The organism is Rhodococcus zopfii NBRC 100606 = JCM 9919 (assembly GCF_001895025.1).
GTDB classification, from domain to species: domain Bacteria; phylum Actinomycetota; class Actinomycetes; order Mycobacteriales; family Mycobacteriaceae; genus Rhodococcus; species Rhodococcus zopfii.
Map to the genome: position 1 here is coordinate 98043 of NZ_BCXI01000028.1, position 20429 is coordinate 118471.

A 20429-nucleotide genomic window follows, 5' to 3' on the forward strand; every position below is an offset into this window, starting at 1 on the left:
CGCAGTGAGCGTCGGTATCGAGTCACGACTGAGCTACATCGACAGGCAGGGACGGCAGCATCGCTACGAGCTGTCGCCCGCGACGCCGCGCGTCACCATCGGCCGGTCACCGGACTCGGACGTCCCGTTCACCGGCGACGAGGAAGTGTCGCGACTGCACGCGGTCGTCGAATGGATCGGGACGCACTGGACGATCGTCGACGACGGATTGTCGCGCAACGGAACGTTCGTCAACGGTGAGCGGATCACCGGCCGGCGGCGGTTGAGGGAGGGCGACAGCATCCGTATCGGTTCGATCCGGTTGACCTTCCAGGAAATCGGGGTCGGGCCGGACGAAGCGACCCGCGTCGCGTCGGAGCTGCCGACGGTCCGGTCGGTCACCGAAACGCAGCGCGGTGTGCTGCTCGCGCTGTGCCGCCCGTACAAGCACGGTGCCGCATTCGCCAGCCCCGCCTCGAACCAGGCGATCGCCGCGGAGCTCTACCTGAGCGTCGACGCCGTGAAGACGCACCTGCGCGCGTTGTTCACCAAGTTCGGTGTCGAGGACCTGCCGCAGAACCTCAAACGGGTGCGGCTCGCCGAGCTGGCCCTGCACAGCGGCATCATCACCGAACGGGACCTCTGAGCTTGCTCAGCCGACCCGCCGCAACAGCGCGGCCAGCGCGTGTGCGACCTCCTCGGCCCGCTCGGCGATCACCGAGTGCCCGGCCCCGTCGACGCGCACCAGCTCCGCGAGCGGCAGCCGGGACGCCAGCCCGGCCGACAGTTCGAACGGGGTCCACTCGTCGGTGGAACCGCACAGCACCAGCGCCGGCACCGCCGCGAGCACCGTCAGGGCCGCCGACTCGTCGAGGGCCGCGAAGGAACGCAGGAACCCGGCCATCGTCACCACCGACGTGTCGCTGTGCAGGATCTTCATCAACGCCGCAAAGCGGCTGTCCGGGCCGCGACGATCCGCGGCCCGCACCAGCGGTCCGCCCATGCGCCCGCCGAACCGGAGCGCTCGTTGCATGATGCCCGGCGCCCGGGTCACCGCCCGATGGAACAGCTCCACCGCCGGGCTGCGCAGATACCGGCCGAGCCCGGACCGGTGCAGATCGCCGGCCGCCGTAGCGATCAGGCCGATCCCCGCCACCCGGCGGCCGATCTCGTGCGGATGCTGTCGCGCGTAGGACAGAATCGCCATGCCGCCCATCGAATGCCCGACCAGCACCACCGGTTCGGACGCCACCGCGCGCAGTACCGCTCCCAGATCCCGGCCCACCTGCTCGACGGTGTACGTCTCGGCGGGAGCGCCACCGGACCGGCCGTGCCCACGGTGATCGAAGAACACCATCCGCACCGACGAGCCCGTCAGGCGCAGAAGCGAATCCCGCAGCGGCGACCAGCTTTCCGTGTGATTGCAGTGTCCGTGGACGAACACGACGGTCAGCGGCGCCGTGGCGGCTCCGACCTCTCGGACGGCCAGTGGCACCCCGTCGTCCGCGAGTACCGTGACGCGCCGGACGAGCCGGGTACTGCGAATGGTGGTCATGGCGATCAGGGTGCGCCCGCACCGCGCCGACCACGACCGATCCCGGCGGTGGAAGTCCGCACCCCCGGAGTGGGCTCCACAACACCTTGGGTTGGTGGACAATCGAAAGATGCAGGAGCAGCGGTATGTCGGTGTCGTCGGGCCCGGCGACGCCACCCCGGAGCAGCGCCGCGTCGCCCGCCGCGTCGGCGGGTTGCTGGCCGGGCGGCGCGCGGTCGTCGTGACCGGCGGATTGGGCGGAGTGATGGCGGCGGCGTCGCGCGGAGCGATCGAGGCGGGCGGCACCACCGTCGGGCTGCTGCCGGGCGACGAACGCGGCGACGGCAACCCCTATCTGACGGTGTCGATTCCCACCGGGCTGGGGGAGATGCGCAACGCCCTGCTCGTCCGCACGAGCGATGCGTTGATCGCGGTCGGCGGAAGCTGGGGCACCATGAGCGAGATCGCGCTCGCGGTCCGGACCGGAGTCCCCGTGGTATCGATCGGGGGCTGGCAGATGCCAGGCCCGGGCGTGCTGGCCGTCGCCGACCCCGACGAGGCCGTCGAATGCCTGCACGCCCTGCTCTGGCGCAAGGACCCGCTCGAGGGCCGGCAGTAGACGCTGCCGGGGAAACGGAGGTCACCGAGGTGGTGCCGGACCACCTCTGGGGTGGGTATCGCGGAGGACGCGGCCGGGAGAACGTGGACATCACGCCTTTCCGCCGTCAGCCAGGAGGACCCCGTGCCGGACCGAACACCGTCCCTGTTCGTCGAAGACGTCACCAAGAGCTTCGGCCCGATCCCGGCGTTGCGCGGAGTGAGCTTCGCCGCCGCTCCGGGTGAAGTCCTCGCAGTTCTCGGTCCGAACGGGGCCGGCAAGACCACCGTGGTGAACATCCTCTCGACACTGTTGCGTCCGGACTCCGGGTGGGCCGTCGTCGCCGGACACGACGTGGTCGCCGACGCGGCCGGTGTCCGGCGGTCGATCATGCTCACCGGGCAGTACGCCGCGCTCGACGACGCGCTCACCGGATTCGAGAACCTCGTGCTGTTCGCGCGGCTGCTCGGACTGCCCCGACGCGCCGCCCGCGCCCGCGCCCGCGAGCTGATCGCGGAGTTCGACCTCGACGACGCCGCGGACCGGGCGGTCGGCCGATATTCCGGTGGCATGCGCCGCCGCATCGATATCGCGTGCGGCCTTGTCGTCCCGCCACAGGTGGTGTTCCTCGACGAACCCACCACCGGGCTCGATCCACGCAGTCGGCAACGGGTGTGGGATCTGGTCTCCGGATTCAAGGCCAGGGGCATCACGACGCTGCTGACGACCCAATATCTCGAGGAAGCCGACCTCCTCGCCGACCGCATCGTCGTCGTGGACCGGGGCGTCGTCGTCGCCGACGACACGGCCGCCCGGCTCAAGGACCGCGTGGGTGGCAGCGTCTGCGAGGTGGTTCCGGTGCGCCCGCGGGACGTCCCCGAGATCGCCGACGTCGTCGGGATCTTCGCGCCCGCCGGGACCGTCGAGATCGGCACCGATCGGGTCTCCATCCCCGCGCTCGACGGGGCAGGCACTCTCGCTCGGGTCGCCGCCGCGATCGACGCCCGGCACCTCCGGATCGCGGACATCGCGCTGCGCCGCCCATCGCTGGACGAGGTGTTCCTCGCCCTCACCGGAACCGGATCGGCGCCGCTGGAGGTCGCGGCATGAGCAGTCTCGCACCCGAATACACGCCGCTTCGGCAGTGGTGGATCCTCACTGCCCGCGGTGTGGGATCGGCACTGCGCGGCGGATCGATGGTGACCGCGCTGATCGCACCGGTGGTGTTCACCCTCGGGTTCTACGTCCCGCTGCACGCGGTGGTCACGAGATTCTCCGGCGGCGGCGTCGAGTACGGGCGGTTCCTGATGCCCTTGCTCGCCTTGCAGGCGGTGTCCTTCACCGCGATCACCGCCGCGTTCGTCGCGGCGACCGACACGGTGCGCGGCGTCGATCGGCGTTTCGCGGCGATGCCGATCCCCGCGGGTGTTCCGGTGGCGGCGCGGGTCTCGGCGAGCACCGTGCGCTGCGTTCTCGCGCTCGTCGTCGCCGTGGTCTGCGGCCACGCGATCGGATTCCGGTTCGACGCCGGACCTGCTGCCGCCCTTGCATTCTGCGCGACGGCACTGGCCATCGGGGTGGCTCTCACCTTCGCCGCCGATCTCCTGGGAGCGCTGTCCCGCAGCCCCGAGGCCACCACCCGCGCGCTGGCCGTTCCGCAATTGGTCCTGGGCATGTTCTCGTGCGGATTCCTTCCCCTCGAACAGTTTCCGCACTGGGCCCAGCCGATCGTGCGCAATCAGCCGGTCTCGCAGTTCTCGATCACGCTGCGCGCACTGGCCGACGGCACCTTCGACGCCCACCTGCTGGTTCCGACGCTGCTGTGGCTGGGCGCCCTGCTCGGGGTCGCCGGATGGATGTCGGTGCGAGTCACCGGGAGGCGAGCATGACCACGACGACGTCGACGATTCCTGTGACGACAGCCGACCCTGCGGCGGAGAACTCGATCCGGATGCTGCTGCCGCACACCTGGCTGCAGTCCCGTCGCCTGCTCACCCGCTGGCGGCGGGATCCCATGACCGTCGTGCAGACCCTGGCCTATCCGGTCGCGATGCTGGTGATGCTCGACGTCGTGCTGGGCCGGCAGGTCACGGCCTTCGCCGGACACGACGCGCTGTACGGCACGGTACCCATGGTGGCGGTGATGAGCGCGTTGCTCGGCTCGCTCGCCGGAACGATCACTCTCCGCCGCGAATGCGAGGCGGGCCTGCCGGGACGGTTGTGGACGTTGCCGGTTCACCGGGCGTCGGCGTTGTTGTCGCGTTCGGTCGCCGAGGCGGTGCGGATCGCCGCGACCACCACGGTGATCGTGGGGATCGGAATGGCGCTCGGATTCCGGTTCCACGCCGGCGCCCTCGCCGGCGCCCTCGCCGCGCTCGGATTCGTGGCGGTGCCGGTGATGTTCGGCGTCGGCTTCGCGGTCCTCGTCACCACCGTCGGTCTCACTTGGTCGAATACCGGTGTCGTCGAAGCTATTTCGCTTCTGTGCACGCTGTTGCTGTTCTTCAACCCGGGCTTCGTTCCGGTGAGTGCCTATCCCGGCTGGATTCGCCCCCTCGTGGAGAACCAGCCGATGACCGCGGCCGTCGAGACCATGCAGGCGTTCTCGCTCGGTGGTCCCGTCGCCGAACCGCTCGTCCGGACACTCACGTGGTCGGTCGTGCTGATCGCCGGATGCGCGATCCCCCTCGTGCGCAGGTACCGCCGCGCACTGTGCTGACCGTGACCGGGTGAACGTTCCCGTCACCCGGTCGGAGCGAATATCGGTTCCCATCACCAGAAGGAGAAGATGACGTGACCGCGATCATCGAACCCGGCGTCGCCGAACTCGACGTCCACCGGCTCTACGACGAGATGGATCGGCTCGACGCCGACATTCTCGCTGCCGTGCTGCAGCGCACGGAACTGGCCCGGCGCATCGCGACGGCGCGCGTCGACGCGGGATCGCCGCGGGTGACCCACGCGCACGATCTCGACGTGATCCGCCGCTACACCGCCGAACTCGGTGGATCCGGGACCGCCCTGGCGATGAGCCTGCTGCGGCTGCGCTGACTATGCGCCGGCCGAGTCGGTGCCCGCACACCCGGCCGGGTCGGTTCCGGGCATGCGCGTGCAGTCGTCGAACGACGGCACGGCACTACCGGAGCCGCTCGACCGCTCGATGAGCAGCTCGATCGTGTCGAGCAGCGCGCCGATGCGCAGATCGAACGGCGTGGCGGCGTCGTCGAACGCCCCGACGGTCCACAACCGTGTCATCGTCGGATAGCGGGCCGGGTCGAAGGTGTTCTCCCAGAAGTCGGACTGCGCGGACCAGTACGCCTCGTAGTCGGTGCCCTGGTCGCGTTCGTCGGTGACCTCGGCGTCGGCGGCGCGCGCGAACCCGGACACGGTCTGGTTCACGATGCCGATCGTCTCGACGACCTGGTTTGCCGTGAGGCCGGTGTCGACGAGGATGCGGAAGGCGGCCTCGTCGGCGTCGAAGACGTGTGGCGCCAGAGGCATTCGCCAGGTGTTCACGGTCAGCAGCCAGGAATGGGCCCGCAGCAGCGAGAAGTATCCGCGTGCGTAGGCCTCGAGCGCGGGCCGCCACGGAAGCGCCGGATCGGGCAGGGTGAAGTCGGCGTAGGCGCGGTCGATCATCGCGTCGATCAGATGGTCCCGGGACGGCACGTGCGAGTAGAGGGTCATCGTGCCGACGCCGAGCGTCCGGGCGATCGAGCGCATCGACACCGCGTCGAGCCCGCTCTCGTCGGCGATCGTGACCGCGGCATCGACCACCTGCGTGCGGTTCACTCGCGGGGGCCGGCCGCGTGTGGGGGGCGCCGGCGGATCCCACAGCGGAGCGAATCGCTTGTTGCCCGCCGGGGGTGCGGTGCTGTCGGCCGGGTCGGTCTCGCCCACTCGAACTCCTCGGGAAATGCCGTTGCGCGTGTATCTCGTACAGCGTACCGTCGATCTCGTGACTGAATCGGTACACCGTACGGAATATGCGATTCGGGCGAGGGGACTCACGAAGACCTTTCGTCGCAGGAAAGAGACTGTCGAGGCGGTCAAGGGCGTCGATATCGATGTCGCCCAAGGGGAACTCGTGGCCTTCCTCGGCCCCAACGGCGCCGGGAAATCCACCACGATCAGGATGCTGACCTCGGTGCTCACGCCGACCTCCGGAACAGCCGAGGTCGCCGGTCGCGACGTCGTGCGCGAACCCGCCGCGGTGCGCGCCCGCATCGGGTACGTCGGGCAGGGCAGCGCCGGCGGCTACTCGTACCGGGTGGGCGACGAGCTGCGGAACCAGGCGCGGTTCTACTCCGTCCCCGGCGACGTCGCGAAACGGCGCGCGACGGATCTGCTCGCGGCGCTCGAGCTGACGGGCCTGGAAAAACGTACCGTGCAATCCCTGTCCGGAGGGCAGCGGCGCCGGCTCGACGTCGCGATGGGCCTGATGAACCATCCGCGCCTGTTGTTCCTGGACGAGCCCACCACGGGCCTGGATCCGCATGCCCGCGCGAACCTGTGGGAACACGTCCTGCGGTTGCGCGAGGAGAACGGCATGACGCTGCTGCTCACCACCCACTACCTCGACGAGGCGGACGCGATGGCCGAGCGGATCGTGCTGATCGACCACGGCACCGTCATCGCCGACGCCGCGCCCGAGGTGCTGAAGCGCGACTACGCCGACGACGTCGTCACCGTCGAGCTCGCTCCGGGGCACAGCCCTGCGACCGCACGGTCGGTGCTCCCGTCCGTCGTCGCGGCGGTGACCGAATCGGTGTCCGACGCGGGCGCGGTGCGGCTCGTGCTCGCCACGCACAACGGCCCGGAACTCGTCCCGCCGCTGATGCGGGCGTTGGACACCGCGGGCGTGTCTGTCGCATCCACCGACGTGAAGCCCGCTTCGCTCGACGACGTGTTCTTGAATCTGACCGGCAGGTCCCTGCGCGAGGAGGCGGCATGACCTACGTGATCGACCGGACCGCGGCCGAATCCGACGTCCTGAACGAACGCTCCCGGCTACGCAAATGGCTGCACGACACCGCGGCCGTGTTCACCCGCGAGATCCTCGTCGTGCTCCGCGATCCGTTCTCGCTGATCTTCTCGCTGCTGCAACCGCTGGTGTTCCTCGCGCTCTTCGGACCGCTCCTCGACGGCATGCTCGGCGCCGGCGGGGTCGACGGGGAGTCGGCACTGCAGTGATTCCTGCCTGGTGTCCTCGTGATGATCGCGATCTTCGGTACCGGCATGGTCGGCGGAAACCTCTTGTACGAGTTGATGACCGGTGCCTACGAACGTATTCTCGCGACTCCGCTGGACCGGTCGTCGATCCTTGTCGGGCGCGCACTCAAAGAATTCGCGCCGCTCGTCGTGCAGGCACTGCTCATCACGGTCGTCGCAATCCCGTTCGGCCTCACCTTCTATCCGGTGCAGGTACTCGTGGGCCTGCTGATCCTCGGCGTCTTCGGGGTCGGCCTCGGGGCGCTGTCCTACGCGCTGGGCCTGGCCGCGAAGGGCCGGGAATGGCTGTTCTGGGGCGTGCAGCAGTCCGTGATCTTCCCGCTGTTGCTGCTTGCGGGCATGATGCTGCCGCTCGACGCCGGCCCCGGGTGGATGCAGGCGGCGGCCAAGGTGAATCCCCTGACCTATGTCGTCGACGCCGAGCGGGCGCTGTTCACCGGCACGCTGTGGGACAGCGACGTCGCGTGGGGCTTCGTCGCCGCGTTCGCCACCTGCGCGGTCGGGTTGTGGGTCGGCATCCGCACGGTCGACCGGACGATCTGAGCCGAGGTGCCTGGCACGGACACGTCGAGTGCGCCGGGGAGGACGTCAACCGTCGGTGCGTTCGAGCGCCGCGACGGGCAGCGTTCCGAGCAGCTCGCTCACCGGCACCGAGCCGACCAGCGTCCGGCCCGTGAGGCGGTCCGTCCAGGTTCCCGCTGGGAGATCGAGAACCGTTCCACCCCAGCCGATATCGCCGAGCGGCACGGTGTGCAGTGTCGCCACGGCGATCACGTCGAGATCACCTGCGGCCGGTCCGCGTCCGAACGCCAGGACGTGCCCGGCGGCCGGGCCCGACGCGAGCAGCGGCAGGTACGCGCCGTCGACGAAACTCGACGGACGTGCCCGGCGCAGCTGCAGTGCCTCGCGCACGACCCGGAACTTCGGCGGCGCCGCGTCGAGGTCCGCGAGGAGCCGACGGCGGGCATCGAAGTCCACCGGGCGCCGGTTGTCGGGGTCGACGAGCGAGTCGTCCCACAGTTCGGTGCCCTGATACACGTCGGGGATTCCGGGTCCGAGCAGTTGCAGCAGTTTCTGGCCGAGCGAGACCGCGGCGGCGTGCGGTGCGACCGAGCCGACGAAAGCGGTCATCGCGCCGTGTACCGGACCGTCGATCACCGAATCGATCCATGCCGCGACCGCCGCCTCGAACTCGTCGTCGACCTGCGTCCAGGTGGTGCGTGTTCCGTTTTCCCGCAGTGCCTTTCGCGTGTACTCGTGGATCCGTCCGCGCAGCTCGGCGCGGACCGTGCCGTCCTCGGGCCACACCCCGAACAGGGTCTGCCACAGGAACGATCCGAATGCCGGGTCGGGGCTCGGCGCGAGATTGTCCCACTCGGCGAGGTGAGCCGCCCACTGCGACGCGACCTGAGGGAGCACCGAGATGCGCGCCCGGACGTCCTCGCTGCGTTTCGTGTCGTGCGTCGACAGGGACGTCATCGCCCGCGGCCACCGCCGGGCCCGTTCCTGCCAGGCCAGGTGGAACTGCGAGATCGGCATCGCGAACCGCCCGGGATGCCCCCCGACCTCCTGCAACGCGATCAGCCGTGACGCGCGATAGAACAGCCGATCCTCCAGCGCCTTCGCGGTTGCGGCGCCGCACACCTGCCCGAATCGAGCCGCCGCGTCGCCCCCCGCGGCCAGCGCCCGGGCGAGCAGTTGCAGCGCAGGTTCGAGGTCCGGGCGTGAATTCGCGACTTCGCCGACGATCCGTGGCAGCAGCCCGGCCAGGGGCGCATAGTCCGCCCGATACACGGGCAGTGCCGCCGCGACCGCGACCGCCGCCTCGCGCAGCGGCTCCGCCTCGATGCCGGTCGTGCCCGCGTCGCGCTGCGCCGCACGCACGAGCCGGCGCATCTCGGGTGCGAGCCCGTCGGTCAGGACGGCGCGTTTCGACCGCGTCTCCTGCTCGTGGAACCATGCGGCGTCCTCGGCCGTGCCCGTGCATGTGCGGGACAGGTCGGTCAGCGCGGATTCGCCACGCGGATCGACGAATACGGCAGCAAGCTCGTTCAACGCGTCGTAACCGGTGGTGCCGTCCACCGGCAGCGTCGGGTCGAGTGGTTCCTCGGCGCCGAGGATCTTCTCGATCACCAGCCAGCGTTCCGGCCCGAGCAGCGTGCGGAGCCGGGCGAGGTAGCCGGCCGGGTTCGCTAGCCCGTCCGGGTGGTCGACGCGGAGCCCGTCGACCAGTCCGTCCGCCACCCACTCGGCGACCTGTGCGTGCGCGTCGTCGAACACGGCAGGATCCTCCACGCGCACCGCGGCGAGATCGTCGATCGTGAAGAACCTCCGATAGCCCACCAGCCCGGAATTCCACGGCACCAGGCGGTAGGCCTGCCGGGCGTGAACCTCGGCGGCGGAACCGGTGTCGGTGCCGGGTGTGACCGGAAACCGCTTGTCGTAGTAGGCGAGCGTCGGCTCGGGTCCGGTGCGGTCGACGGTGAGGTCGTCGGGACCGTCACCGGCGCCCAGCGCGGGCAGCGCGATCTTCCCGTCGGCGCCGTTGTCCGATTCCCGGTCGACGTCGAAGTGCCGGGCGTACCGGGAGTTCTGTCCGTACCGCAGCAGATCCCACCACCAGCGGTTCTGCCGGGCGTCGGCGACGCCCACGTGGTTGGGCACGATGTCGATCACCAGTCCCATGCCGCGGGAGCGTGCCCGTGCGGCGAGAGCCGCGAGCCCAGCGCGTCCGCCGAGAGCGTCGGAGACCGTGGCCGGATCGGTGACGTCGTAGCCGTGTGTCGATCCGACCGTGGCGGTGAGGACGGGAGACAGATAGAGATGGCTGACCCCGAGTTCGTCGAGGTAGTCGACGAGCGCCGCGGCGTCGTCGAATCGCAGTGCGTCGCCCCGCAACTGCAGGCGGTAGGTCGCCCGCACCGGGACCGTGGCCGGAGCGTCGGGAACGCGCCGGTGTGCAGGAGGCTCCATGGCCAATAGACCTTAGTTCGGGTGACGCGAGCGCGCGCGACGCCGACCGCAACCCGGCGGGGGAAGAGATTGAGGCGGTGCGTCCGCGCTGTTAACCTGAGCTGCTCTTATCTAAACCTTACCTAACTCAAGGATGGCGGAATGGAAGTCGGCTCCCATCGCGGTATCGCTGCGTGCCGACCGCCCACCCGTGGGAGCAGGGTCACTTTCGGTCCGGCACCGAGGCCGCCTTCCCGTCCCCGATCAGTCCCGGGTGGGTCATCGAGGAGTACGGTCCGCGGTTCTCTGCCGCTGTCGGCAAGTGACCGCAAACGCCTGTGTCCTAGTGGCTGTGCCGTCGCCCCCGTCGGGGTGGCGGCACGAACCGTGTGTACCGACTCCGCGTGGGCCGCAGGCGAAACCACCACGACCCCCGAGGAACCATGAAGCTGCGCCCGCTGACCTTCGACCGCGCCGAACCGGTGCCGACCCCACCGATCCCGGTCGACGCGGACACCACCGCACGGCAGTTGACGGTCCGTACGATCTTCGCGGCGCGCCGGATGACGCTTCCCGCAGCGGTGCTGATGATCGGTCACCAGGTCGGCGAGGCGCTGGTCCCGGTCGTCATGGGGTCGGCGATCGACCGGGCGATCGCGACGCAGGACGGTACCCAACTCGTGTTGTGGCTGGTCGCGCTCGGCGCCGTGTTCGCGATGCTGTCGTTCTCGTTCCGGATCGGATCCCGGATCGGGTTGCTCGGAATGCAGGCGGTGCAGCACCAACTGCGTACCCGCGTCACCGACCGCATCCTCGATCCGCGGGGCATGGCAGGGCCGCCACGGCTCCCCGGGGTGTCCCTGTCGATCGCGACATCGGACGTGCAGCGCCTGGCGATGGCGTCCGCGATCGGCGTGTACCCGATCGGCCAGATCGCCGCGGTCGTCTTCACCGGCATCGTGCTGCTGACCATCTCGTGGCCACTCGGGGTCGCGGTGCTGCTCGGTGCCCCCACTATCCTGTGGATACTCGACCGCGCCGGAGGTTCGCTGCGCGCCCGCAGCGAACATCAGCAGGAGATGGCCGCGCGAGCAGCCGGCACCGCCACCGACCTCGTCACCGGATTCCGTGTGGTCAAGGGCATCGGCGCCGAGCGGGTCGCCGCTCGCCGTTACGGCGCCGCGAGCAGACGCGCCTTGAGCGGGGTGCTGGCCGCGTCCCGTTCCGAAGGCGTCTACCTCGGCGCGATCGAATCCGTTTCGGGACTGTTCGTCGTCGCGATCGGTGTCGCAGCGGGTCTGATGGCGGTCGGCGGTGGCCTCACCGTCGGACAGTTGATCACCGTCGTCGGCCTCACCCAGTTCGTCATGGGGCCGCTGGGTGCTCTCGGCACCAATGCCGGGTCGGTGTGGGCGGCCGCGGTCGCCTCGGCCCGCCGCATCCTGACCGTGCTCCAGGCGCCTCCGTCGATCACGATCGGCACCACCACCGGAGATACGGCGTCGGGTCCGCTCCGCCTCGATGCGCTAACCCACGGACCGGTGCGCGACCTCGATCTCGACCTGCCTGCGACCGGGCTGGTCGCGGTGGTCGCCGACGCACCGACCACCGCGGCGCTCGTCGGCGTGCTGTCCCGCTCGGCCCCACCCGAATCCGGTTCCGTCCGGATCGGTGACACCGACCTGTTCGATCTCGACGAGGACACCGCGATCGCGACCGTCCGCGTCGCGCCGCACCACGCCGCGCTGTTCGAAGGATCCGTGCTCGACAACATCGCCGCCGCCGTCGATCCGGATGCTGCGGACCGCGAATCCCGAATCACCCGCGCCGTGTTCGCCGCGGCCTGTGACGATGTGGTGGAAGCCTTGCCGGACGGTCTCGAGACCTCGGTCGGGGAAGCGGGTCGGCTGCTGTCCGGTGGTCAGCGCCAGCGTGTCGCGCTGGCCCGGGCGATCGCCGCGGACTCCTCGGTGCTCGTGCTCGTCGACCCCACCACGGCCGTCGACTCCGTCACCGAGGCGAACGTCGCCGAGCGATTGGCTCGGGCCCGCGCCGGGGGCCTGACCCTGGTGTTCACCGACGCCCCGGCACACCTGTCCGCCGCCGACGAGGTGATCGTCCTGGCGGGCGGGCGTCTCGTCCATCGCGGCACCGCCGACGACGCACCTGCCCTGCCCCCGGCCGGACCGGCCGGCACACCCGTGGAGGCCGCCCGATGACCACCACCGTTCCCGAAACGGCAGCGGGCGGCCCGCTTCCCGTCGCCGACGCGCGCACCACGACGATGCACTTCTTCGCCGCGTTGTCCGGCAGCCGGGTACGCCTGGCCGGGGTGGTCGCGCTGCTGGTGGCGGCCGCGGTCCTCGGACTCGTGATGCCGTGGGCGCTGGGCCGGACGGTCGACATCGCCATCGACGGCGGGGGTGCCGCGGAGGTGGGGCGCCTCGCCGTGATCATGACCGTCGCGACCGCCGCCGGGGCCGGGCTGACCGGGTCCGGCGTCGCCGCGTCGGCGCAGCTGTTCGAAACCGTGCTCGCCCGGCTCCGCGAACGCATGCTGGCCGCGGCGCTGCGACTCCCGCTGTCGCGGGTGGAGTCGGCCGGCACCGGGGATCTCGTCTCGCGTGCCACCGACGACGTCGACGTCGTGAGCACCGCGATCTCGCAGGGTGTTCCGGCGTTGTCGACATCGCTGTTCACGATCGTTGCGACGATCGTCGGCCTGGCCGCGCTGGACTGGCGGTTTCTGGCCGTCGTCGTGGTGGTGCTGCCGGTTCATGTGCTCGCGGTGCGGCGGTATGTCCGTGAGGCGCCGCGCGTGTACACGGCCGAGCGCGCGGCGATGGCGAAACGCGCGCACGAGGTGCTCGGTGCCGTCCGTGGTCTCGACTCCGCCCGGGCGTTCGGGTTGACCGGGCGGCTGCTCGACGGGATCGAGCGGCGTTCGTGGGAGGTGGTCCGGTGGAGCATGCGAGCCCGGCTCGTGCAGAATCGGTTCTTCGCCCTCCTCAACTTCGCCGAATTCGTCGGAATGGCAACGATTCTCGGTCTCGGTTATCTGCTCGTCGGGAACGGGGCGCTCACCGTCGGTGCTGCGACGGCGGCGATGCTCTTCTTCCTGCGCCTGTTCGGCCCGATCGGCGACCTGCTGCTGGTGACCGACGACCTGCAGTCCGCGGCCGCGTCGCTGGCGCGCATCGTCGGGGTGACCGTCGAGGGGGAGCGGTTCAGGTCCGACGACGGTGCGGGCGGCGTGTCGGCGCCGACGCCGCAGGAGCGGATCCTCGATGCCCGCGACATCACGTTCGCGTACCCGGGTAAGCCCCCGGTGCTCGAGGGCGTGTCCCTGACGATCGCGGACGGCGAGCACGTCGCGCTGGTCGGCGCGTCCGGTGCGGGCAAGACCACCCTCGCGGCGGTTCTCGCGGGCATCCACCGGCCCCGGCACGGCGACGTGCGGTTCGCCGGTGCCGGCCTTGCGGAACTCGACGAATCGGAACGCGCGCGTCGCGTCGCACTCGTGACGCAGGAGGTGCACGTGTTCGCGGGGACGCTCGCCGACGACCTGCGGATGGCGGCAGCGGAGGCCACCGACGGGCAGGTCCGGGAGGCGTTGCGGCGCGTTCACGCGTGGGAGTGGGTGCAGTTGCTGCCCGAGGGCATCGAGACGATCGTCGGCGCCGGCGGACACGACCTGTCACCCCTGCAGGTGCAGCAGGTCGCGCTGGCCCGGCTGGTGCTGCTCGATCCGGCGCTGGTGATCCTCGACGAGGCGACCGCCGATGCGGGCAGTGCCGGTGCCGGTGTGCTCGAGGCATCCGCCGCGGCCGCGCTCGAGGGACGATCGGCGCTGATCGTCGCGCACCGGCTCAGTCAGGCCGCCTCCGCCGACCGGGTCGTGCTGATGGATCACGGCGCTGTCGTCGAGGAAGGCTCGCACGACGAGCTCCTACGACGCGACGGTCGGTACGCGCGGTTGTGGGCCGCATGGTCGAGGGGCCGGGCTGGGCGGTAGGCCGCGGTTCGACGAGATCGAGGCCGAGCGCATCTGGGCCTGCAGGTCTGCGCAGGGTGGTGGCGTCGTCGGCTCCTACGCCATCGGAGGGTGCCGAAACACTCATCGAGCGCGGTGTCGCGGCAGGCACGAGGCTGTGCAGAATCGCATGAACGCCCGATGCGAGCAGTCCGGCGGATGATCGCCACCCTCGGACCGTCTCCGTCGCGTAAACATATCCGGCGATCTCGTCGGGTGGGACGACACGGGTCAGTGGCTACGTGGCCGCCGCAGCACCAGCAGCGAACGGGCCTGCACCTGCACCGACCCGCCCGGCGCGACCGCCAACTCACGCAGGCCGTCGGGGCTGTCCGTATCGAGCACCGCAGTCCAGTCCGGATCGTCGGGCCCGGACGAGACGACGAAATCGATCGGCTCGTGATGGGCGTTGAAACACAGCAGGAACGAGTCGTCGGCGACGCGCTGCCCGCGCTGATCCGGCTCGGGGATGCCGTCACCGTTGAGGAACACCGCGAGGGATTTGCCGAATCCGCTGTCCCAGTCCTCGGGGGTCATCTCGTCGCCGGCGGGCGTGCGCCACGCGATGTCGCGGGACTGGTCGCCGCTGCGGATGGGCCGGCCCTCGAAGAATCGACGCCGCCGGAACACGGGATGATCGCGGCGCAACCGGATCACGTTGCGGGTGAACGCAAGCATGTCCGTATCCACACTCTCGGGTGACCAATCCATCCACGCCAGTTCGTTGTCCTGGCAGTAGACGTTGTTGTTGCCGCGCTGCGAGCGCCCGAGTTCGTCGCCGTGGGCGAGCATCGGGGTGCCCTGCGACAACATCAGCGTCGCCATGATGTTGCGTTGCTGCCGCGCCCGCAACGCCAGGATCTCCGGGTCGTCGGTGGGACCTTCGGCGCCGCAGTTCCATGACCGGTTGTGCGATTCGCCGTCGCGGTTGTCCTCGCCGTTGGCCTCGTTGTGCTTCTCGTTGTAGGACACCAGGTCCGCGAGTGTGAACCCGTCGTGGGCGGTGACGAAGTTGATCGACGCGCCGGGTCGCCGTCCGGTCGCCTCGTACAGATCCGACGAACCGGTCAGCCGGGATGCGAACTCGCCGAGTGTCGCCGGTTCGCCGCGCCAGTAGTCACGGACCGTGTCGCGGAACTTGCCGTTCCATTCCGTCCACAACCCGGGGAAGTTGCCCACCTGATAGCCGCCCTCGCCGACGTCCCACGGTTCGGCGATCAGCTTGACCTGCGAGACGACCGGGTCCTGTTGCACCAGATCGAAGAACGCCGACAGCCGGTCCACATCGTGCAGCTCCCGGGCCAGCGTCGACGCCAGATCGAAGCGGAACCCGTCCACGTGCATCTCGGTCACCCAGTACCGCAGCGAATCCATGATCAACTGCAGGGTGTGCGGGTGGCGGGCGTTGAGGCTGTTTCCGGTGCCCGTGTAGTCCATGTAGTGGGTCTTGTCGTCGTCGACGAGCCGGTAGTAGGCGGCGTTGTCGATGCCGCGGAACGCGATGGTCGGGCCGAGATGGTTGCCTTCCGCGGTGTGGTTGTAGACGACGTCGAGAATCACCTCGATGCCCGCTTCGTGGAACGCGCGCACCATCGCCTTGAACTCCGCGACGACGGCGCTGGGCTTCGCCGACGACGAGTAGTCCGTGTGCGGGGCCAGGAATCCGAACGTGTTGTAACCCCAGTAGTTTCGCAACCCTTGGTCGAGTAGCACCTGGTCGTGCATGAACTGGTGCACCGGCATCAGTTCGATCGCGGTCACCCCGAGCTCGCGCAGATGGTCGATGATCACCGGATGCGACAGTCCCGCATAGGTTCCCCGCAACTGTTCCGGGACGCCGGGGTGCGACGCCGTCATGCCCTTGACGTGTGCCTCGTAGATGATCGTCTCGTGATAGGGCCGGCGCGGTGGGCGGTCGGTGGCCCAGTCGAAGAACGGATTGATCACCACCGTGGTCATGGTGTGACCGAGCGAATCGAGTTGCGGAAATCCCCCGGCCTCGTCGGGCTGTTCGTCGACACTCTCGCCGCCCTCGGCGGGTGTGTCCGGGGCTGCGGGCTCTGCGCCGTCGGCGTCCCCCGTCACGGCATCTTCGGTGGCCGCATCATCGGGAATCTCCGCGCCGGATGCTTCGCTGTCCGTCTCCGGCCCCGCGACCGCATACGAGTACAGCGAGGGGTCACCGTCGAACGAGCCGTCGAATGCCTTGCCGTACGGATCGAGCAGCAGCTTGCTCGGATCGCAACGCAGGCCTCGCGCCGGGTCGTACGGTCCGTGCACGCGGTAGCCGTAGCGCTGCCCGGGCGCGATCATCGGCAGATACGCGTGCCACACGTACCCGTCGACCTCCTCCAGCGGGATACGTGTCTCGATGTTGTCGCGGGCGATCAGGCACAACTCCACCTTCGCGGCGACTTCCGAGAACACGGCGAAGTTCGTGCCGGCACCGTCGTAGGTGGCGCCCAGCGGGTACGGGCTACCGGGCCAGACCAGTATCTCCTGGTCGGGGGAGTCACCGGTCGCGGTCGGTTCGCTGGGTTCCATACCGGCCAACACTAATCGGAACGTCCTCGGTGCTCGCAGTGAGCGGATCGTCACCACCAGTCGGTGATCGTGCGCAGCTGACGGCCCAGCTCGGGCGCCAAGGTGCGCACGTACACGGTGGTGAGGTGGTCGCGATCGCGGTAGATCAGGACGTTGCCCTCCACCGCCAGGCAGCGATCCGCGCGGCACACCACATCGGACAGATCCAGCGGATGGACGGTCGGCAAGTGCGCCGCCGCTTCCCGAGCCGGATCGACGACGTCGAGCGCATCCGCCCGCGCGACCCCGCACGCATACGCGTCGCCGCCCCGCGCGAGGCAATCCGACGCGCGGTACGGGATGCCGTCGTCCTGCAGCCACGGGGTATCCCGGATCGCAAGAACCTGGATGTCGTACGAGGTGAGCGTCTCCCACAGCGCCACGTACCAGCCGGGCGTGTAGTCACCCGGACCTGCGCCTGCCTCGCGGGGACGGGTCGACGTCGTGAACACGTAGTCCGGCGGATCCGCCGCCAGCGCCGCGAGCACATTCTTCGACCAGGTGTCGCAGTCGACGGTCACCGAGTCCTCGGTCAGCGGCGTCAGCGGATCCGACAGCGGACATCCCACCTTGACGTACGTGTCGACACGGAAACGGTGTTCCTTGCCGAGCAGATCCAGCGCGGGCAACCAGTGCTCGGAATGGGAGCCGCCGGTCAGTGCGATCCGGCGGCTCGCCGTCGGATCCCCGTAGGTGCAGGAGACCGCCTCGCGTTGCCCGGGCGCGGCGATGCAGTGGTCGGTCGTGGTGGCAGGAAGGTCGTGCTCGGCCACCATCAGCGGCGGCTTCACCGGTGCGCTCACCGGATCCGGGTGAATGTCGAACACGCCGGCGCCGGGATAGACCTCGTCGGACAGGCCCGGCAGATCGGCGATCTGCCGGGCGGAACGATCCACGTACTGGACCCACCCGACGGAGACGGCGGCCAGTGCCACACCGGCGGTCGTCAGGGCCGCGACGAGCGATGTTCGCTTGCACGACGGCGTGCCCGTCCTGATCGGGTCCTCCACCAACCGGGTGGTCGCCTCGGCCAGCACCAGCGACAGGGCGATCACCACGAGACCACCGAACGCACCGACACTGAGCCGGTCCCGCACGACCAGGTAGGTGATCAGCACCGGCCAGTGCCACAGGTACAGCGCGTAGGCGATCGCGCCGAGCCACATCAGCGGCGCGGACGCCAACAGGCGCGACACCGCGGTCGGCCGCGTCGTGCCGGTCACGACCAGCAGCAGCGCCGCGCCGACCGGGACCAGCGCCCACGGTCCGGGGAACTGCGCGCGGCCGTCGAGCACCGCGCCGCAGCCGAGAAGCACGAGAAGCGCGAGCACCGCGAGTGTGGCGGCGGTCCATCGCGGCACCCGCAGCCACGGCGCCACGCACACGAACAGCCCGCCGAGCGTCAGCTCCCACAGGCGTGCGGCACTGTCGTAGTACAGCCATGTCGGGCCCGCGGACGAGAACGCGGCATAGCCGAACGAGGCGGCGGTGACCACGACGAGCAGCACCGCGAGCGGCGTCCGGGTGGACAGGCCGCGTCGCCGCAGGACCCCCGCGAGCGTGAACACCACGACCAGCGCGGCGACGTAGAACTGGCCCTGCACCGCGATCGACCACAGATGTTGCATCGGGCTCACCGACGGATCGGCGGCCAGATAGTCGTTTGCTGCGTGCGCCAGATGCCAGTTCTGCAGGAAGGTCAGCGACGCGAAGGTCTGTTCGGCCGTCGAGAACCACCCCGTCGGCGGGGTCAGAACCACCTGGGCCGCGGTGACCGCGATCAGCACCAGCACCAATGGTGCCAGCAGGCGGCGGCCCACCCGGCGCAGCACCGGCCGCGGATCGAGCGGTGCGGTGGACTCCGTAACACGCAGCAACGCACCGACGAAGAAGTACCCGGACAGCGCGAGGAACACATCGACACCACCGGACACCCGCCCGAACCACACGTGGAAGACCACGACCAGGCCGATCGCGAGGCCACGGAGGCCGTCGAGATCGGCGCGGCGACCCGCCCCGACCGCACGGTCGCCGGCCGGCCGCAGCCGTGGGGTGGACGTATCGACGGGCATCGAACTCCCTTCGGGGACGGCCGGACTCGGAGACGTGCGGCACCGAGCGGTTCCTGTAACAGCTGCACACAGATACGGCCAGCCACCCTATGCGCTGCTCCGGACGATCACGACACCGCCTACAGTCGGGGCCGTGAACTCCCCGTCCCTGTCCGTGTCCCGCATCGCGGAGCTCGACGCCGCGCACCTGTGGCATCCGTACGGGGCGTTCCCGGCCTCCACGGAGCCGCTCGTCGTCGACCACGCGCACGGAACCCGGCTCGTCCTCGCGGACGGCCGCGAACTCGTCGACGGCATGAGTTCGTGGTGGGCCGCGGTGCACGGCTACCGGCACCCGGTGCTCGATGCCGCCGTCACCGAGCAGATCGGGCGCATGAGCCACGTGATGTTCGGCGGGCTCACCCACGAGCCCGCGGCACGACTGGCGGAGCTGCTGGTGCGGATCACTCCCGACGGGCTCGACAAGGTTTTCCTCGCAGACTCCGGGTCGGTGTCGGTGGAGGTCGCGATCAAGCTCGCGTTGCAGTATCAGCGTGCGCTGGGACGTCCCGGACGACACCGCCTCATGACGTGGCGCGGCGGCTACCACGGTGACACGTTCACACCGATGAGCGTCTGCGACCCCGAGGGCGGCATGCACTCGATGTGGACCGGCGTGCTCTCCCGGCAGGTGTTCGCCCCCGCGCCGCCGCGCGACTTCGATCCCGGCTACGTCGCGGAGTTCGAGAAGATACTGATCGAGCACGCCGACGAACTCGCAGCGGTCATCGTCGAGCCGGTCGTGCAGGGCGCCGGCGGCATGCGCTTCCACGACCCCGCCTACCTGCGCGAGCTGCGCCGCATGTGCGACGAACACGGGCTGTTGCTGATCTTCGACGAGATCGCCACCGGATTCGGCCGCACCGGCGAACTGTTCGCCGCCGACCACGCCGGGATCAGCCCCGACGTCATGTGCGTCGGCAAGGCCCTCACCGGCGGCTATCTCACCCTCGCGGCGGTCCTGTGCACCTCCGGGATCGCCGAAGTGATCAGCGCCGGGGAAGGTGGCGGCGTCATGCACGGACCGACATTCATGGGCAACCCGCTGGCGTGCGCGGTCGCGGTCGCGGCGGTCGAGTTGCTGCTCACACGCGACTGGCGGTCCGAGGCCGCGGCGCTGACCACCGGCCTCGAGGCCGGACTGGAACCGGCCAGGGAGCTACCCGGCGTGACCGACGTTCGGGTGCTCGGCGGGATCGGCGTGCTCGAGCTCGCCGAACCCGTCGATATGCGCGCCGCCACCGATGCCGCGGTCGCGGCGGGGGTGTGGCTGCGCCCGTTCCGGAACCTGATCTACGCGATGCCGCCGTACGTGTGCACCGCCGACGACGTCGCCGCGATCACCGGCGGGATGCTCGCGGCGGCACGGGCGCGGAGCTGACCGCCCGCCCCCAGCGGCACGAATTG

The 20429-nt window shown here is 69.9% G+C and carries 15 protein-coding genes and 1 pseudogene; 11 read left to right on the forward strand and 5 right to left on the reverse strand.

Annotated elements, in window-relative coordinates; genetic code table 11:
* The first annotated feature begins 4 nt into the window (after positions 1 to 4).
* Positions 5 to 625, forward strand: coding sequence for an FHA domain-containing protein (locus RZ1_RS17890; RefSeq protein ID WP_072813836.1), 621 nt, complete (start codon positions 5 to 7; stop codon positions 623 to 625).
* Positions 626 to 631: 6 nt separating this feature from the next.
* On the opposite strand, the gene RZ1_RS17895 is transcribed toward RZ1_RS17890, so the two are convergent.
* A complete protein-coding gene (locus tag RZ1_RS17895; RefSeq protein ID WP_072813837.1) occupies positions 632 to 1534 on the reverse strand; it encodes an alpha/beta fold hydrolase in 903 nt (300 codons plus the stop codon).
* Between RZ1_RS17895 and RZ1_RS17900 the strand changes: the two genes are divergently transcribed.
* The 5 genes from RZ1_RS17900 to RZ1_RS17920 all read left to right on the forward strand — a co-directional run bounded on the left by RZ1_RS17900 (position 1533) and on the right by RZ1_RS17920 (position 5162).
* Positions 1533 to 2132 (forward strand): TIGR00725 family protein, encoded by a 600-nt coding sequence (locus RZ1_RS17900; RefSeq protein ID WP_478013426.1) that lies wholly within the window; start codon positions 1533 to 1535, stop codon positions 2130 to 2132. The genes RZ1_RS17895 and RZ1_RS17900 overlap by 2 nt on opposite strands.
* A gap of 123 nt (positions 2133 to 2255) precedes the next feature.
* Positions 2256 to 3221 (forward strand): ATP-binding cassette domain-containing protein, encoded by a 966-nt coding sequence (locus RZ1_RS17905; RefSeq protein WP_072813875.1) that lies wholly within the window; start codon positions 2256 to 2258, stop codon positions 3219 to 3221.
* Positions 3218 to 4000: an ABC transporter permease gene (locus tag RZ1_RS17910; RefSeq protein WP_072813839.1), complete on the forward strand. Its 783-nt coding sequence runs from the start codon at positions 3218 to 3220 to the stop codon at positions 3998 to 4000. The genes RZ1_RS17905 and RZ1_RS17910 overlap by 4 nt, the downstream gene beginning before the upstream one ends.
* Positions 3997 to 4830, forward strand: a complete 834-nt coding sequence (locus tag RZ1_RS17915; protein WP_072813840.1) for an ABC transporter permease — start codon at positions 3997 to 3999, stop codon at positions 4828 to 4830. Before RZ1_RS17910 ends, RZ1_RS17915 begins: the two co-directional genes overlap by 4 nt.
* A gap of 74 nt (positions 4831 to 4904) precedes the next feature.
* Entirely contained in the window at positions 4905 to 5162 is a 258-nt protein-coding gene (locus RZ1_RS17920) for a chorismate mutase (protein ID WP_072813841.1), read from the forward strand.
* Here RZ1_RS17920 and RZ1_RS17925 read toward each other — a convergent pair whose 3' ends face one another.
* The gene (locus RZ1_RS17925; RefSeq protein WP_072813842.1) at positions 5163 to 6011 is read right to left on the reverse strand and encodes a TetR/AcrR family transcriptional regulator; all 849 of its coding nucleotides are present in this window, start codon (positions 6009 to 6011) and stop codon (positions 5163 to 5165) included.
* A gap of 58 nt (positions 6012 to 6069) precedes the next feature.
* On the opposite strand from RZ1_RS17925, the gene RZ1_RS17930 reads away from it, so the two are divergent.
* Together RZ1_RS17930 and RZ1_RS17935 are read left to right on the forward strand one after the other, a co-directional pair.
* Positions 6070 to 7065 (forward strand): ABC transporter ATP-binding protein, encoded by a 996-nt coding sequence (locus RZ1_RS17930; RefSeq protein WP_238071817.1) that lies wholly within the window; start codon positions 6070 to 6072, stop codon positions 7063 to 7065.
* A pseudogene (locus RZ1_RS17935) lies at positions 7062 to 7886 on the forward strand (ABC transporter permease). Before RZ1_RS17930 ends, RZ1_RS17935 begins: the two are co-directional and overlap by 4 nt.
* A 45-nt stretch (positions 7887 to 7931) precedes the next feature.
* On the opposite strand, the gene treY reads toward RZ1_RS17935, so the two are convergent.
* Positions 7932 to 10316, reverse strand: coding sequence for a malto-oligosyltrehalose synthase (treY, locus tag RZ1_RS17940; protein WP_072813843.1), 2385 nt, complete (start codon positions 10314 to 10316; stop codon positions 7932 to 7934).
* 422 nt (positions 10317 to 10738) lie between these two features.
* Between treY and RZ1_RS17945 the strand changes: the two genes are divergently transcribed.
* Both RZ1_RS17945 and RZ1_RS17950 read left to right on the forward strand, forming a co-directional pair.
* A complete protein-coding gene (locus RZ1_RS17945) occupies positions 10739 to 12514 on the forward strand; it encodes an ABC transporter ATP-binding protein (RefSeq protein ID WP_072813844.1) in 1776 nt (591 codons plus the stop codon).
* Entirely contained in the window at positions 12511 to 14310 is a 1800-nt protein-coding gene (locus RZ1_RS17950; RefSeq protein ID WP_072813845.1) for an ABC transporter ATP-binding protein, read from the forward strand. Before RZ1_RS17945 ends, RZ1_RS17950 begins: the two co-directional genes overlap by 4 nt.
* Positions 14311 to 14559: 249 nt before the next feature.
* Here the strand turns inward: RZ1_RS17950 and glgX are convergent, their stop codons facing one another.
* Entirely contained in the window at positions 14560 to 16872 is a 2313-nt protein-coding gene (glgX, locus tag RZ1_RS17955) for a glycogen debranching protein GlgX (RefSeq protein WP_072813846.1), read from the reverse strand.
* A 50-nt stretch (positions 16873 to 16922) separates the two neighbouring features.
* The gene (locus tag RZ1_RS17960) at positions 16923 to 18983 is read right to left on the reverse strand and encodes an acyltransferase family protein (RefSeq protein WP_072813847.1); all 2061 of its coding nucleotides are present in this window, start codon (positions 18981 to 18983) and stop codon (positions 16923 to 16925) included.
* Between the two features lie 133 nt (positions 18984 to 19116).
* Here RZ1_RS17960 and RZ1_RS17965 point away from each other — a divergent pair, with 133 nt between their 5' ends.
* Entirely contained in the window at positions 19117 to 20403 is a 1287-nt protein-coding gene (locus RZ1_RS17965) for an adenosylmethionine--8-amino-7-oxononanoate transaminase (RefSeq protein ID WP_072813848.1), read from the forward strand.
* The last annotated feature ends 26 nt before the right edge of the window (positions 20404 to 20429 follow it).